Below are 15,586 nucleotides of genomic sequence, written 5' to 3'. Positions count from 1 at the left end.
GCTGTCACCCCAATACAGGAATTTATAGTCATGTCTCTGACTAACGACCAAATCATCGAAGCAATCGGCGAAAAATCCGTTCTGGAAATCGTTGAGCTGATCAAGGCCATGGAAGAGAAGTTCGGCGTTTCCGCTGCCGCTGCTTCCGCTGGTCCAGCTGCTGTTGCTGCCGTTGTTGAAGAACAAACTGAATTCAACGTCATGCTGACCGAAGCTGGCGAGAAGAAAGTTAACGTGATCAAGGCAGTACGTGAACTGACCGGTCTGGGCCTGAAAGAAGCCAAGGCAGTAGTTGACGGCGCTCCTGGCATCGTTCTGGAAGCCGTATCGAAAGATGCAGCTGACAAAGCAAAAGCCACTCTGGAAGAAGCAGGCGCTAAAGTCGAGCTGAAGTAAGCATCGACTTTGCTCCTCCAGCCCGAGCGTTAAGCGAAAGGCTGATGGCTGGTGGCTCTTGCCACCGGCCTTTTTCCGTTATTGGCAGCCGACTGGGTCGGTGCTGATAACGAGCTGTAACCACCCGATGTGGTGGCGCAAACCATGGGGTTTGCACGATTTTCTGGCTGCTCCCGTCGGGAGGGGCCAAACAAGCAGGTGACCAAGCTGGGGAACGCTGATGGCTTACTCATATACTGAGAAAAAACGTATCCGCAAGGACTTTAGCAAGTTGCCGGACGTCATGGATGTGCCGTACCTCCTGGCCATCCAGCTGGATTCGTATCGTGAATTCTTGCAAGCGGGAGCGACTAAAGATCAGTTCCGCGACGTGGGCCTGCATGCGGCCTTCAAATCCGTTTTCCCGATCATCAGCTACTCCGGCAATGCTGCGCTGGAGTACGTCGGTTATCGCCTGGGCGAACCGGCATTTGATGTCAAAGAATGCGTATTGCGCGGTGTAACTTACGCCGTACCTTTGCGGGTAAAAGTGCGCCTGATCATTTTCGACAAAGAATCGTCGAACAAAGCGATCAAGGACATCAAAGAGCAAGAAGTCTACATGGGTGAAATCCCCCTGATGACTGAGAACGGTACCTTCGTAATCAACGGTACCGAGCGTGTAATCGTTTCCCAGCTGCACCGTTCGCCGGGCGTGTTCTTCGACCACGACCGTGGCAAGACGCACAGCTCCGGCAAACTGCTGTACTCCGCGCGAATCATTCCTTACCGCGGTTCGTGGCTGGACTTCGAGTTCGACCCGAAAGACTGCGTGTTCGTGCGTATCGACCGTCGTCGCAAGCTGCCTGCATCGGTACTGCTGCGCGCGCTCGGCTATACCACTGAAGAAGTGCTCGACGCGTTCTACACCACCAACGTCTTCCACGTGCAAGGTGAAAACCTCAGCCTGGAACTGGTGCCTCAGCGCCTGCGTGGTGAAATTGCTGTCCTGGATATCCTGGATGACAAAGGCAAGGTTATTGTCGAGCAAGGTCGTCGTATCACTGCTCGCCACATCAACCAGCTGGAAAAAGCAGGGATCAAAGAGCTGCAAGTGCCTCTGGACTACGTCCTGGGTCGCACTACCGCCAAGGTCATCGTGCATCCGGCAACCGGCGAAATCCTGGCAGAGTGCAACACCGAGCTGAACACCGAGATCCTGGCGAAAATCGCCAAGGCCGGCGTTGTTCGCATCGAAACTCTGTACACCAACGATATCGACTGCGGTCCGTTCGTCTCCGACACGCTGAAGATCGACTCCACCAGCAACCAATTGGAAGCGCTGGTCGAGATCTATCGCATGATGCGTCCAGGCGAGCCGCCAACCAAAGACGCTGCCGAGACCCTGTTCAACAACCTGTTCTTCAGCCCTGAGCGCTATGATCTGTCTGCGGTCGGCCGGATGAAGTTCAACCGTCGTATCGGTCGTACCGAGATCGAAGGTTCGGGCGTGTTGTGCAAGGAAGACATCGTCGCGGTACTGAAGACTCTTGTCGACATCCGTAACGGTAAAGGCATCGTCGATGACATCGACCACCTGGGTAACCGTCGTGTTCGCTGTGTAGGCGAAATGGCCGAGAACCAGTTCCGCGTTGGCCTGGTACGTGTTGAGCGTGCGGTCAAAGAGCGTCTGTCGATGGCTGAAAGCGAAGGCCTGATGCCGCAAGACCTGATCAACGCCAAGCCAGTGGCTGCGGCGGTGAAAGAGTTCTTCGGTTCCAGCCAGCTGTCCCAGTTCATGGGCCAGAACAACCCGCTGTCCGAGATCACCCACAAGCGTCGTGTGTCTGCACTCGGCCCTGGCGGTCTGACTCGTGAGCGTGCCGGCTTTGAAGTTCGTGACGTACACCCGACTCACTACGGTCGTGTATGCCCGATTGAAACGCCGGAAGGTCCAAACATCGGTCTGATCAACTCCCTGGCCGCCTATGCGCGCACCAATCAGTACGGCTTCCTCGAAAGCCCGTACCGCGTGGTGAAAGACGCTCTGGTCACCGACGAGATCGTGTTCCTGTCCGCCATCGAAGAAGCTGATCACGTGATCGCTCAGGCCTCGGCCACGATGAACGACAAGAAAGTCCTGATCGACGAACTGGTAGCTGTTCGTCACTTGAACGAGTTCACCGTCAAGGCGCCGGAAGACGTCACCTTGATGGACGTATCGCCAAAACAGGTAGTTTCGGTCGCAGCGTCGCTGATCCCGTTCCTCGAGCACGACGACGCCAACCGTGCGTTGATGGGTTCGAACATGCAGCGTCAAGCTGTACCAACCCTGCGCGCTGACAAGCCGCTGGTCGGTACCGGCATGGAGCGTAACGTAGCCCGTGACTCCGGCGTTTGCGTCGTGGCTCGTCGTGGTGGCGTTATCGATTCCGTCGACGCCAGCCGTATCGTGGTTCGTGTTGCTGATGACGAAGTTGAAACCGGCGAAGCTGGTGTCGACATCTACAACCTGACCAAGTACACCCGCTCCAACCAGAACACCTGCATCAACCAGCGTCCGCTGGTGCGTAAAGGTGATCGGGTTCAGCGCAGCGACATCATGGCCGACGGTCCGTCCACCGACATGGGTGAGCTGGCTCTGGGTCAGAACATGCGCATCGCGTTCATGGCATGGAACGGCTTCAACTTCGAAGACTCCATCTGCCTGTCCGAGCGTGTGGTTCAGGAAGATCGCTTCACCACGATCCACATCCAGGAACTGACCTGTGTGGCACGTGACACCAAGCTTGGGCCAGAGGAAATCACTGCAGACATCCCGAACGTGGGTGAAGCTGCACTGAACAAACTGGACGAAGCCGGTATCGTTTACGTAGGTGCTGAAGTAGGCGCAGGCGACATCCTGGTTGGTAAGGTCACTCCGAAAGGCGAGACCCAACTGACGCCGGAAGAAAAACTGCTGCGTGCCATCTTCGGTGAAAAAGCCAGCGACGTTAAAGACACCTCCCTGCGTGTGCCTACCGGCACCAAAGGTACTGTCATCGACGTACAGGTCTTCACCCGCGACGGCGTTGAGCGTGATGCTCGTGCACTGTCGATCGAGAAGACTCAACTCGACGAGATCCGCAAGGACCTGAACGAAGAGTTCCGTATCGTTGAAGGCGCCACTTTCGAACGTCTGCGTTCCGCTCTGGTCGGCCACAAAGCCGAAGGCGGCGCCGGTCTGAAGAAAGGTCAGGAAATCACCGACGAAGTTCTCGACGGTCTTGAGCATGGTCAGTGGTTCAAACTGCGCATGGCTGAAGATGCTCTGAACGAGCAACTCGAGAAGGCTCAGGCCTACATCGTTGATCGCCGCCGTCTGCTGGACGACAAGTTCGAAGACAAGAAGCGCAAACTGCAGCAGGGCGATGACCTGGCTCCAGGCGTGCTGAAAATCGTCAAGGTTTACCTGGCAATCCGTCGCCGCATCCAGCCGGGCGACAAGATGGCCGGTCGTCACGGTAACAAAGGTGTGGTCTCCGTGATCATGCCGGTTGAAGACATGCCGCACGATGCCAATGGCACCCCGGTCGACGTCGTCCTCAACCCGTTGGGCGTACCTTCGCGTATGAACGTTGGTCAGATCCTTGAAACCCACCTCGGCCTCGCGGCTAAAGGTCTGGGTGAGAAGATCAACCGGATGATCGAAGAGCAGCGCAAAGTCGCCGAGCTTCGCAAGTTCCTGCACGAGATCTACAACGAGATCGGCGGTCGTAACGAAGATCTGGATAGCTTCTCCGACCAGGAAATCCTGGATCTGGCGAAGAACCTGCGTGGCGGCGTTCCAATGGCCACTCCAGTGTTCGACGGTGCCAAGGAAAGCGAAATCAAGGCCATGCTGAAACTGGCAGACCTGCCAGAAAGCGGCCAGATGCAGCTGACCGACGGCCGTACCGGCAACAAGTTCGAGCGCCCGGTTACTGTTGGCTACATGTACATGCTGAAGCTGAACCACTTGGTAGACGACAAGATGCACGCTCGTTCTACCGGTTCGTACAGCCTGGTTACCCAGCAGCCGCTGGGTGGTAAGGCGCAGTTCGGTGGTCAGCGTTTCGGGGAGATGGAGGTCTGGGCACTGGAAGCATACGGTGCTGCTTACACTCTGCAAGAAATGCTCACAGTGAAGTCGGACGATGTGAACGGCCGTACCAAGATGTACAAAAACATCGTGGATGGCGATCACCGTATGGAGCCGGGCATGCCCGAGTCCTTCAACGTGTTGATCAAGGAAATTCGTTCCCTCGGCATCGATATCGATCTGGAAACCGAATAACACGTGACGCGAATCGAGAGCGGGGCAGGATTGCCCGCTCTCTGCTCCGCCAGGAGGAAAGGCCTTGAAAGACCTACTGAATTTGCTGAAAAACCAGGGTCAAGTCGAAGAGTTCGACGCCATCCGTATCGGATTGGCATCGCCTGAGATGATCCGTTCGTGGTCGTTCGGTGAAGTTAAAAAGCCGGAAACCATCAACTACCGTACGTTCAAACCTGAGCGTGACGGCCTGTTCTGCGCCAAGATCTTTGGCCCGGTAAAGGATTACGAGTGCCTGTGCGGTAAGTACAAGCGCTTGAAGCACCGTGGCGTCATCTGCGAGAAGTGCGGCGTTGAAGTCGCGCTGGCTAAAGTTCGTCGTGAGCGCATGGCGCACATCGAACTGGCCTCGCCAGTTGCCCACATCTGGTTCCTGAAGTCGCTGCCGTCGCGTATCGGCTTGCTGATGGACATGACCCTGCGTGATATCGAACGCGTTCTCTACTTCGAGAGCTATGTCGTTATCGATCCAGGCATGACCACCCTTGAAAAAGGTCAGCTGCTGAACGACGAGCAGTACTTCGAAGCGCTGGAAGAGTTCGGCGACGATTTCGATGCCCGCATGGGTGCCGAAGCTGTCCGCGAACTGCTGCACGCTATCGACCTGGAGCACGAGATTGGCCGTCTGCGTGAAGAAATTCCGCAAACCAACTCCGAAACCAAAATCAAGAAGCTGTCCAAGCGTCTGAAGTTGATGGAAGCCTTCCAGGGTTCCGGCAACCTTCCAGAATGGATGGTGCTGACCGTTCTGCCGGTTCTGCCGCCAGATCTGCGTCCACTGGTCCCGCTGGATGGCGGTCGCTTCGCGACTTCCGACCTCAACGATCTGTATCGTCGAGTGATCAACCGTAACAACCGCTTGAAGCGTCTGCTCGATCTGTCCGCTCCGGACATCATCGTGCGCAACGAAAAGCGTATGTTGCAGGAAGCTGTCGACGCACTGCTCGACAACGGTCGTCGTGGCCGCGCTATCACCGGTTCCAACAAGCGTCCTCTGAAATCCCTGGCTGACATGATCAAGGGTAAGCAGGGTCGTTTCCGTCAGAACTTGCTCGGTAAGCGTGTTGACTACTCCGGTCGTTCGGTAATTACCGTAGGTCCGACCCTGCGTCTGCACCAGTGCGGTCTGCCGAAGAAAATGGCTCTCGAGCTGTTCAAGCCGTTCATTTTCGGCAAGCTGGAAATGCGTGGTCTCGCTACCACCATCAAAGCTGCCAAGAAGATGGTCGAGCGCGAACTGCCGGAAGTTTGGGACGTTCTCGCTGAAGTCATTCGCGAACACCCGGTTCTCCTCAACCGTGCACCGACCCTTCACCGTCTGGGTATCCAGGCGTTTGAACCGGTACTGATCGAAGGCAAGGCTATCCAGCTGCACCCTCTGGTCTGTGCTGCGTACAACGCCGACTTCGACGGCGACCAAATGGCCGTGCACGTACCGCTGACACTGGAAGCCCAGTTGGAAGCGCGTGCGTTGATGATGTCGACCAACAACATTCTGTCGCCAGCCAACGGTGAGCCAATCATCGTTCCGTCGCAGGACGTTGTATTGGGTCTGTACTACATGACTCGTGAAGCGATCAACGCCAAGGGCGAAGGTCGTGTGTTCGCGGATCTACAGGAAGTTGACCGTGTGTTCCGTGCCGGCGAAGCCGCACTGCACGCCAAAGTCAAAGTGCGGATCAACGAAACCGTAAACGATCGTGACGGTGGCAGCGTCAAGAACACTCGTATCGTCGACACCACTGTCGGCCGTGCGCTGTTGTTCCAGGTTGTTCCACCTGGCCTGTCGTACGACGTCGTCAACCAGCCGATGAAGAAAAAGGCGATCTCCAAGCTGATCAACCAGTGCTACCGCGTGGTTGGTTTGAAAGAGACCGTTATCTTCGCTGACCAGTTGATGTACACCGGTTTTGCTTACTCGACCATCTCCGGCGTTTCCATCGGTGTTAACGACTTCGTTATCCCGGATGAAAAAGCCCGCATCATCAATGCTGCTACTGATGAAGTGAAAGAGATCGAAAGTCAGTACGCTTCCGGCCTGGTAACCCAGGGCGAGAAGTACAACAAAGTGATCGACCTTTGGTCCAAGGCGAACGACGAAGTTTCCAAGGCAATGATGGCCAACCTCTCGAAAGAGAAAGTCATCGACCGTCATGGCGTCGAAGTCGACCAGGAATCCTTCAACTCGATGTACATGATGGCCGACTCGGGCGCACGGGGTTCTGCAGCGCAGATCCGTCAGCTCGCCGGTATGCGTGGCCTGATGGCCAAGCCGGACGGTTCCATCATCGAAACGCCGATTACTGCGAACTTCCGTGAAGGTTTGAGCGTACTTCAGTACTTCATCTCCACTCACGGTGCTCGTAAAGGTCTGGCGGATACCGCGTTGAAAACTGCGAACTCCGGTTACCTGACTCGTCGTCTGGTAGACGTGGCGCAGGATCTGGTTGTGACCGAGATCGATTGCGGCACCGAGCACGGCCTGGTAATGACTCCGCACATTGAAGGCGGTGACGTTGTTGAGCCGCTGGGTGAGCGCGTATTGGGTCGTGTCATCGCCCGTGACGTGTTCAAGCCAGGTACCGAAGAAGTTATCGTTCCTGCCGGCACGCTGGTAGACGAGAAGTGGGTCGAGTTCATCGAGCTGAACAGCATCGACGAAGTGATCGTGCGTTCGCCGATCAGCTGCGAAACCCGCTATGGCATTTGCGCCAAGTGCTACGGCCGTGACCTGGCTCGTGGTCACCAGGTGAACATCGGTGAAGCGGTCGGCGTTATCGCTGCCCAGTCCATCGGTGAGCCGGGTACCCAGCTGACCATGCGTACGTTCCACATCGGTGGTGCGGCTAGCCGGACCTCCGCAGCCGACAGCGTTCAGGTGAAGAATGGCGGTACCGTCCGTCTGCACAACCTGAAGCACGTTGAGCGAGTGGATGGCTGCCTGGTTGCTGTGTCCCGTTCCGGTGAGCTGGCAATCGCTGATGACTTCGGTCGTGAGCGCGAGCGCTACAAGCTGCCGTACGGTGCTGTGATTTCGGTTAAAGAAGGTGACAAGGTCGACGCTGGCGCAATCGTGGCCAAGTGGGATCCGCACACTCACCCGATCGTTACCGAAATGAAAGGTACCGTGACCTACGTGGGCATGGAAGAAGGCATCACGATCAAGCGTCAGACTGACGAATTGACCGGTATGACCAACATTGAAGTACTCGACGCCAAAGACCGTCCAGCTGCCGGTAAAGATATCCGTCCTGCTGTGAAGATGGTTGATGACAACGGCAAGGATCTGTTGCTGCCAGGCACTGACGTTATCGCTCAGTACTTCCTGCCAGCCAACGCCCTGGTCGGTGTTGCGGACGGTGCGAAAATCGCGATCGGTGATGTTATCGCTCGTATTCCGCAAGAGACTTCGAAGACCCGTGACATCACCGGTGGTCTGCCGCGTGTTGCCGACTTGTTCGAAGCCCGTCGTCCGAAAGAAGCCTCGATTCTGGCTGAAGTCAGCGGCACCATCGCATTCGGTAAAGAGACCAAAGGCAAGCGCCGTCTGGTTATCACTCCGAACGACGGTACTGATCCGTACGAAGAGCTGATTCCGAAGTGGCGCCACCTGAACGTCTTCGAAGGCGAACAGGTAAACCGCGGCGAAGTTATCTCCGACGGTCCGAGCGATCCACACGACATCCTGCGTCTGCTGGGTGTAAGTGCGCTGGCCAAGTACATCGTGAACGAGATCCAGGACGTTTATCGTCTGCAAGGCGTGAAGATCAACGACAAGCACATCGAGACCATCCTGCGTCAGATGCTGCGTAAAGTTGAAATCGCTGAATCCGGCGACTCGACTTTCATCAAGGGCGACCAGATGGAGTTGACTCACGTTCTGGTAGAGAACGAGCGTCTGGCTGGCGACGAGAAATTCGTTTCCAAGTTCACTCGCGTGCTGTTGGGTATCACCAAGGCGTCGTTGTCCACCGAATCGTTCATCTCGGCGGCTTCCTTCCAGGAAACCACTCGCGTACTGACCGAAGCGGCGGTAACCGGCAAGCGCGATTATCTGCGCGGCCTGAAAGAAAACGTTGTCGTGGGTCGTCTGATCCCGGCGGGTACCGGTCTGGCTTATCACAGCGAGCGTAAACGCCGTCGTGATGCTGACAAACCGTTGCGCGTAAGCGCCAGTGAAGTGGAAGCTGCACTGACCGAAGCGCTGAACTCGAGCGGTAACTGAGTTCTGCGATAAATGAGCGTAAGGCCCCGGTCGTTCCGTTCATCGAATCAAGACAATTTGTCGAGGTTGGATGAGCGGGAAGGTCGGGGCCTTGCCTTGACTGGGGACAAGATCCTCTTTAGACTCTTGTACCCCTAAATTTGGCGGGAATTCGTTCCTGCCATTTTGCTTTTCTTGCAAGACAATAGCGTCGCAAGACAACAGTGGAGCTAGTAGATGGCAACTATCAACCAGCTGGTACGTCAGCCGCGTAAGCGTATCGTCGAGAAATCCGACGTGCCTGCGCTGCAGAACTGCCCGCAACGTCGTGGCGTATGCACCCGTGTGTATACCACTACGCCGAAAAAACCTAACTCGGCACTGCGTAAAGTATGCCGTGTGCGTCTGACCAACGGTTTCGAGGTTTCCTCGTACATCGGCGGTGAAGGCCACAACCTGCAAGAGCACAGCGTCGTACTGATCCGTGGCGGCCGTGTAAAAGACTTGCCAGGTGTTCGTTACCACACCGTTCGCGGTTCTTTGGATACTTCCGGCGTTAAAGGTCGTAACCAGGGTCGTTCGAAGTACGGTACCAAGAAGCCTAAGTAGTAGTGGCTTTTTGTAAAAACAGATTTTCTATTTTTCTGAGTCGATAAGAGTAAGGTCGGAGGCGTCCCGAAAGGGCACTGATTCCGAGCGAACCTGAAGACCGTTTGAGGGCTTATCCATGCCAAGAAGACGCGTAGCAGCCAAGCGCGAAGTGCTTGACGATCCAAAATACGGCAGCCAGATCCTGGCCAAGTTCATGAACCACGTAATGGAAAGCGGCAAGAAAGCCGTTGCCGAGCGTATCGTTTATGGCGCGCTGGAAAAAGTTAAAGAACGCAAGAACAGCGACCCCCTGGAAATCTTCGAGAAAGCTCTCGACGCCATCGCTCCGCTGGTCGAAGTAAAGTCGCGCCGTGTAGGCGGTGCTACTTACCAGGTTCCGGTTGAAGTTCGTCCGTCCCGTCGTAACGCTCTGGCAATGCGCTGGTTGGTAGACTTCGCCCGTAAGCGCGGCGAGAAGTCTATGGCTCTGCGTTTGGCTGGCGAACTGTTGGACGCTGCCGAAGGTAAAGGTGCTGCAGTTAAGAAGCGTGAAGACGTGCACCGTATGGCTGAAGCCAACAAGGCTTTCTCGCACTACCGCTTCTAATTTTAGCGTCACTAATTTTGCGAGGGCTTTATGGCTCGTACAACACCGATTAATCGCTACCGTAACATTGGTATCGTTGCTCACGTGGATGCTGGTAAAACCACCACCACCGAGCGCGTCCTTTTTTACACTGGCAAAAGTCACAAAATGGGCGAGGTGCATGACGGCGCCGCGACCACAGACTGGATGGTTCAGGAGCAGGAGCGTGGTATTACCATTACTTCTGCTGCCATTACCGCCTTCTGGCAGGGTTCCGAGAAGCAGCACAAAGACCAATACCGCTTCAACGTCATCGACACCCCGGGCCACGTTGACTTCACTATTGAAGTTGAGCGTTCCCTGCGTGTTCTCGACGGCGCGGTCGTTGTGTTCTGCGGTACCTCGGGTGTTGAGCCTCAGTCGGAAACCGTATGGCGTCAAGCCAACAAATACGGCGTTCCACGTCTTGTTTACGTAAACAAGATGGACCGTGCTGGTGCGAACTTCCTGCGCGTGATCGGTCAGATCAAGCAGCGTCTGGGTCACACCCCGGTGCCAATCCAGTTGGCTATCGGTTCCGAAGACAACTTCCAGGGTCAGATCGATCTGATGGCCATGGAAGCTGTTTACTGGAATGACTCCGACAAAGGCATGGTTCCAGTTCGCAAGCCTATCCCTGCTGAACTGCAGGAACTGGCTGACGAATGGCGCGGCAACATGGTTGAGGCTGCGGCCGAAGCCAGCGAAGAGCTGATGAACAAGTACCTCGAAGGTGAAGAACTCACCAACGCGGAAATCAAGGCCGCTCTGCGTCAGCGTACTATCGCTGGTGAGATCGTTCTGGCTGTTTGCGGTTCTTCCTTCAAGAACAAGGGTGTTCCCCTGGTTCTCGACGCCGTTATCGATTACCTGCCTGCTCCAACCGACATTCCTGCCATCAAGGGTACTGACCCGGATGACGAGGAAAAGCAAATGGAGCGTCACGCAGATGACAGCGAGCCGTTCTCGGCTCTGGCTTTCAAAATTGCTACCGACCCATTCGTGGGTACCTTGACCTTCGTCCGCGTTTACTCGGGCGTGTTGGCCTCCGGCGACGGCGTGATCAACTCGGTTAAGGGCAAGAAAGAGCGCGTGGGTCGTATGGTGCAAATGCACGCAAACGCCCGTGAAGAAATCAAGGAAGTACGCGCTGGTGACATCGCGGCCTTGATCGGCATGAAGGACGTCACCACTGGTGAAACCTTGTGCAGCGCTGACAAGCCAATCATCCTGGTTCGCATGGACTTCCCGGAGCCGGTTATTTCGGTTGCCGTAGAGCCTAAGACCAAGGATGACCAGGAAAAAATGGGTATCGCTCTGGGCAAACTTGCTCAGGAAGATCCATCTTTCCGCGTCAAGACTGATGAAGAGACTGGTCAAACGATCATCTCCGGCATGGGCGAGTTGCACCTGGACATCCTGGTTGACAGGATGCGCCGTGAGTTCAACGTCGAAGCCAACATCGGTAAGCCTCAGGTTTCCTATCGTGAGCGCATCACGAAGAACTGTGAAATCGAAGGCAAGTTCGTTCGTCAATCCGGCGGTCGTGGTCAGTTCGGCCATTGCTGGATCCGTTTTGCTCCTGCTGACGAAGGTCAGGAAGGTCTGCAATTCGTGAACGAAGTAGTGGGTGGTGTGGTTCCTAAGGAATACATCCCGGCTATCCAGAAAGGTATCGAAGAGCAGATGAAGAACGGCGTAGTTGCCGGCTATCCGCTGATCGGCCTGAAGGCTACCGTGTTTGATGGTTCCTACCACGACGTCGACTCGAACGAGATGGCGTTTAAGGTGGCTGCTTCCATGGCGACCAAGCAACTGGCCCAGAAGGGCGGTGGTGAGTTGCTCGAGCCGATCATGGCGGTAGAGGTTGTTACACCTGAAGACTATATGGGTGACGTGATGGGCGACCTTAACCGTCGTCGCGGCATGATCCTGGGTATGGAAGATACGGTTTCCGGTAAAGTAATTCGTGCCGAGGTTCCGTTGGGCGAGATGTTCGGTTATGCGACCGACGTTCGTTCCATGTCCCAAGGTCGCGCAAGCTACTCTATGGAATTCAAAAAATACAATACGGCTCCGTCGCACATCGTCGAAACCGTTACCAAAAAACAAGGCTGATTCAGTCCTTTAGGCTAGGAGTTAATTGTCGTGGCTAAAGAAAAATTTGACCGTACCCTCCCGCACGTCAACGTTGGCACCATTGGTCACGTTGACCACGGTAAAACCACGCTGACCGCTGCTCTGACTCGCGTTTGCTCCGAAGTTTTCGGTTCGGCCGTTGTTGCTTTCGACAAGATCGACAGCGCTCCGGAAGAGAAAGCTCGTGGTATCACCATCAACACCGCGCACGTTGAATACAACTCGCTGATCCGTCACTACGCTCACGTTGACTGCCCAGGTCACGCTGACTATGTGAAGAACATGATCACCGGTGCTGCTCAGATGGACGGCGCTATCCTGGTTTGCTCGGCCGCTGATGGTCCGATGCCACAAACCCGTGAGCACATCCTGCTGTCCCGTCAGGTTGGCGTTCCGTACATCGTTGTCTTCCTGAACAAGGCTGACATGGTTGACGACGCTGAGCTGCTGGAACTGGTTGAGATGGAAGTGCGCGATCTGCTGAGCACTTACGACTTCCCAGGTGACGACACTCCGATCATCATCGGTTCGGCTCTGATGGCTCTGAACGGCCAAGACGACAACGAAATGGGCACCACTGCCGTTCGTAAACTGGTTGAGACTCTGGACAGCTACATCCCAGATCCAGTTCGTGTTATCGACAAGCCGTTCCTGATGCCAATCGAAGACGTATTCTCGATCTCCGGTCGCGGTACTGTTGTAACTGGCCGTATCGAGCGCGGTATCGTCAAGGTTCAGGATCCACTGGAAATCGTTGGTCTGCGTGACACCACCGTCACCACCTGCACCGGTGTTGAAATGTTCCGTAAGCTGCTCGACGAAGGTCGTGCTGGCGAGAACTGCGGCGTTCTGCTGCGTGGTACCAAGCGTGACGACGTTGAGCGTGGCCAGGTTCTGGTTAAGCCAGGTTCGGTTAAGCCGCACACCAAGTTCGAAGCTGAAGTCTACGTACTGAGCAAAGAAGAAGGCGGCCGTCACACTCCGTTCTTCAAAGGCTACCGTCCACAGTTCTACTTCCGTACTACTGACGTGACTGGTAACTGCGAGCTGCCGGAAGGCGTTGAAATGGTAATGCCAGGCGACAACATCAAAATGGTTGTCACCCTGATCAAGACCATCGCAATGGAAGACGGTCTGCGTTTCGCTATCCGTGAAGGCGGTCGTACCGTCGGCGCTGGCGTCGTAGCCAAAATCATCGAGTAAGCTCTTTTTGAGTGAGCTTTGATGAGTTGAAAAAGCCCCCGCTTAGCGGGGGCTTTTTTATTGGGTTGACACCTATCTGGGGCGTCTATAGAATTGCGCCTCCTTTTAACGGGCGTATTGCGCCCGGTGGGAATAGCAGCCGGAGTCTGAAATCCAATGCAAAATCAGCAAATCCGTATCAGGTTGAAGGCTTTTGACCATCGCCTGATCGACCAATCCACCCAGGAAATCGTGGAAACCGCGAAACGTACTGGTGCTCAAGTGCGTGGTCCAATTCCACTGCCTACCCGTAAAGAGCGGTTCACCGTTCTGGTCTCCCCGCACGTCAACAAAGACGCGCGTGACCAGTACGAGATCCGTACTCATAAGCGCGTTCTGGACATCGTCCAGCCAACGGATAAAACCGTTGATGCTCTTATGAAGCTTGATCTTGCGGCCGGTGTGGAAGTGCAGATCAGCCTCGGCTAAGACTCGGTCTTAGTCGTGTAACGCTCTGAAATGGGCGGCCATAGCGGGTGAAAGCCCCGTACACTCATGAGGTTTACAACATGACTATTGGTGTAGTCGGTCGTAAATGCGGTATGACCCGTATTTTCACCGAAGAAGGTGTCTCCATTCCGGTCACGGTCATTGAGATCGAGCCGAATCGCGTCACCCAGTTCAAAACTGAAGAGACCGATGGCTATCGTGCAGTGCAAGTCACTGTAGGCGAGCGTCGTGCTTCGCGTGTAACAGCTGCTCAAGCTGGCCACTTCGCTAAGGCGAACGTTGCCGCTGGTCGTACCGTAATGGAATTCCGCCTTGAAGAAGGCGAGTACCAGGCCGGCGATCTGATCAACGCTGAAATCTTCGCCGCTGGTCAACTGGTTGATGTAACCGGTCAGTCCAAAGGTAAAGGCTTCCAGGGTACGATCAAGCGTTGGAACTTCCGCGGGCAAGATAATACCCACGGTAACTCCGTGTCCCACCGCGTTCCAGGCTCTATCGGCCAGTGCCAGACTCCTGGTCGTGTATTCAAGGGCAAAAAAATGTCCGGTCATATGGGCGCTGAGCGCGTGACCGTGCAGTCCCTTGAAGTAGTGCGCGTGGACGCTGAACGCAATCTGTTGTTGGTCAAGGGCGCTGTTCCTGGCGCTACTGGCGGCAACTTGGTTGTACGTCCAGCAGCCAAGGCTCGCGGTTAAGGGGAAGCTGACATGCAATTAAATGTAAATGACGCTCAAGCGATCGAAGTTTCCGAACTGACATTTGGCGGCGAATTCAACGAGACGCTGGTTCACCAAGCAGTCGTGGCCTACATGGCCGGCGGCCGTCAAGGTAGCAAGCAGCAAAAGACCCGTTCCGACGTTCGTGGTGGCGGTAAGCGCCCATGGCGTCAGAAAGGTACTGGCCGTGCTCGTGCCGGTACTATCCGTAGCCCAATCTGGCGTGGCGGCGGTACCACTTTCGCAGCTCGTCCTCAGGATCACACCCAGAAGCTGAACAAGAAGATGTATCGCGCAGCAATGCGTTCCATCCTTGCTGAGCTGGTGCGTACTGATCGTCTGGTTGTGGTTCAGGACTTCGCTGTTGATGCACCGAAGACCAAAGATCTGCTGAACAAACTGACCGGCATGGGCCTGACTGATGTCTTGATCGTGTCTGAAGTAGTTGATCAGAACCTGTACCTGGCTGCTCGCAACCTGCCACACGTTGATGTACGTGACGTGCAAGGTTCCGATCCAGTTAGTCTGATCGCATACGACAAGGTGTTGATCACCGTGTCGGCCGTGAAGAAATTCGAGGAGCTGCTGGGATGAACCAGGAACGCGTATTTAAAGTTCTGCTTGGCCCGCACGTTTCCGAGAAGGCTACGGTTCTGGCTGACAAGAAAGGCCAGTTCGTTTTCAAGGTTGCAACTGACGCAACCAAGCTGGAAATCAAGAAGGCCGTCGAAAGCCTGTTCAGCGTGAAAGTAGAGCGTGTTACTACCCTGAATGTTCTGGGTAAGAGCAAGCGCACTGCTCGCGGTCTGGGCAAGCGTAATGACTGGAAGAAGGCAGTTATCTCCCTTCAGCCAGGCCAAGATCTCGATTTCAGCAGCAGTGCTGAGTAA

At 55.4% G+C, this 15,586-nt stretch carries 11 protein-coding genes; all 11 read left to right on the top strand.

The features are described 5' to 3' along the window. Positions 1 to 30: 30 nt before the first annotated feature. The 11 genes from rplL (at position 31) to rplW (ending at position 15,586) form a co-directional block, all read left to right on the top strand. Positions 31 to 396: a 50S ribosomal protein L7/L12 gene (gene rplL / locus KJF94_RS23595; protein WP_007896630.1), complete on the top strand. Its 366-nt coding sequence runs from the start codon at positions 31 to 33 to the stop codon at positions 394 to 396. Positions 397 to 616: 220 nt separating this feature from the next. Further along, positions 617 to 4,690, top strand: a complete 4,074-nt coding sequence (gene rpoB, locus KJF94_RS23590; protein WP_214379170.1) for a DNA-directed RNA polymerase subunit beta — start codon at positions 617 to 619, stop codon at positions 4,688 to 4,690. Positions 4,691 to 4,754: 64 nt separating this feature from the next. Continuing rightward, complete coding sequence (gene rpoC, locus KJF94_RS23585; RefSeq protein ID WP_214379168.1) at positions 4,755 to 8,954, top strand: DNA-directed RNA polymerase subunit beta'; 4,200 nt, start codon at positions 4,755 to 4,757, stop codon at positions 8,952 to 8,954. Positions 8,955 to 9,170: 216 nt separating this feature from the next. Then, positions 9,171 to 9,542, top strand: a complete 372-nt coding sequence (gene rpsL / locus KJF94_RS23580; protein WP_002555494.1) for a 30S ribosomal protein S12 — start codon at positions 9,171 to 9,173, stop codon at positions 9,540 to 9,542. A 118-nt stretch (positions 9,543 to 9,660) separates the two neighbouring features. After that, complete coding sequence (gene rpsG, locus KJF94_RS23575; RefSeq protein ID WP_002555493.1) at positions 9,661 to 10,131, top strand: 30S ribosomal protein S7; 471 nt, start codon at positions 9,661 to 9,663, stop codon at positions 10,129 to 10,131. A 30-nt stretch (positions 10,132 to 10,161) separates the two neighbouring features. Beyond that, complete coding sequence (gene fusA, locus KJF94_RS23570) at positions 10,162 to 12,267, top strand: elongation factor G (RefSeq protein ID WP_150582440.1); 2,106 nt, start codon at positions 10,162 to 10,164, stop codon at positions 12,265 to 12,267. A 30-nt stretch (positions 12,268 to 12,297) separates the two neighbouring features. Beyond that, the gene (gene tuf, locus KJF94_RS23565) at positions 12,298 to 13,491 is read left to right on the top strand and encodes an elongation factor Tu (protein ID WP_007896660.1); all 1,194 of its coding nucleotides are present in this window, start codon (positions 12,298 to 12,300) and stop codon (positions 13,489 to 13,491) included. A 156-nt stretch (positions 13,492 to 13,647) separates the two neighbouring features. Then, positions 13,648 to 13,959, top strand: a complete 312-nt coding sequence (gene rpsJ / locus KJF94_RS23560) for a 30S ribosomal protein S10 (RefSeq protein ID WP_003186070.1) — start codon at positions 13,648 to 13,650, stop codon at positions 13,957 to 13,959. 80 nt (positions 13,960 to 14,039) lie between these two features. After that, a complete protein-coding gene (gene rplC, locus KJF94_RS23555) occupies positions 14,040 to 14,675 on the top strand; it encodes a 50S ribosomal protein L3 (RefSeq protein ID WP_003186059.1) in 636 nt (211 codons plus the stop codon). A gap of 12 nt (positions 14,676 to 14,687) precedes the next feature. After that, a complete protein-coding gene (gene rplD, locus KJF94_RS23550) occupies positions 14,688 to 15,290 on the top strand; it encodes a 50S ribosomal protein L4 (RefSeq protein ID WP_007896707.1) in 603 nt (200 codons plus the stop codon). Next, entirely contained in the window at positions 15,287 to 15,586 is a 300-nt protein-coding gene (gene rplW, locus KJF94_RS23545; RefSeq protein WP_002555488.1) for a 50S ribosomal protein L23, read from the top strand. Before rplD ends, rplW begins: the two co-directional genes overlap by 4 nt.

This window comes from Pseudomonas hormoni (genome assembly GCF_018502625.1).
Lineage (GTDB): Bacteria > Pseudomonadota > Gammaproteobacteria > Pseudomonadales > Pseudomonadaceae > Aquipseudomonas > Aquipseudomonas hormoni.
Note: the sequence above shows the minus strand (reverse complement) of the source record. Positions and strands in the feature narration are given on the sequence as shown.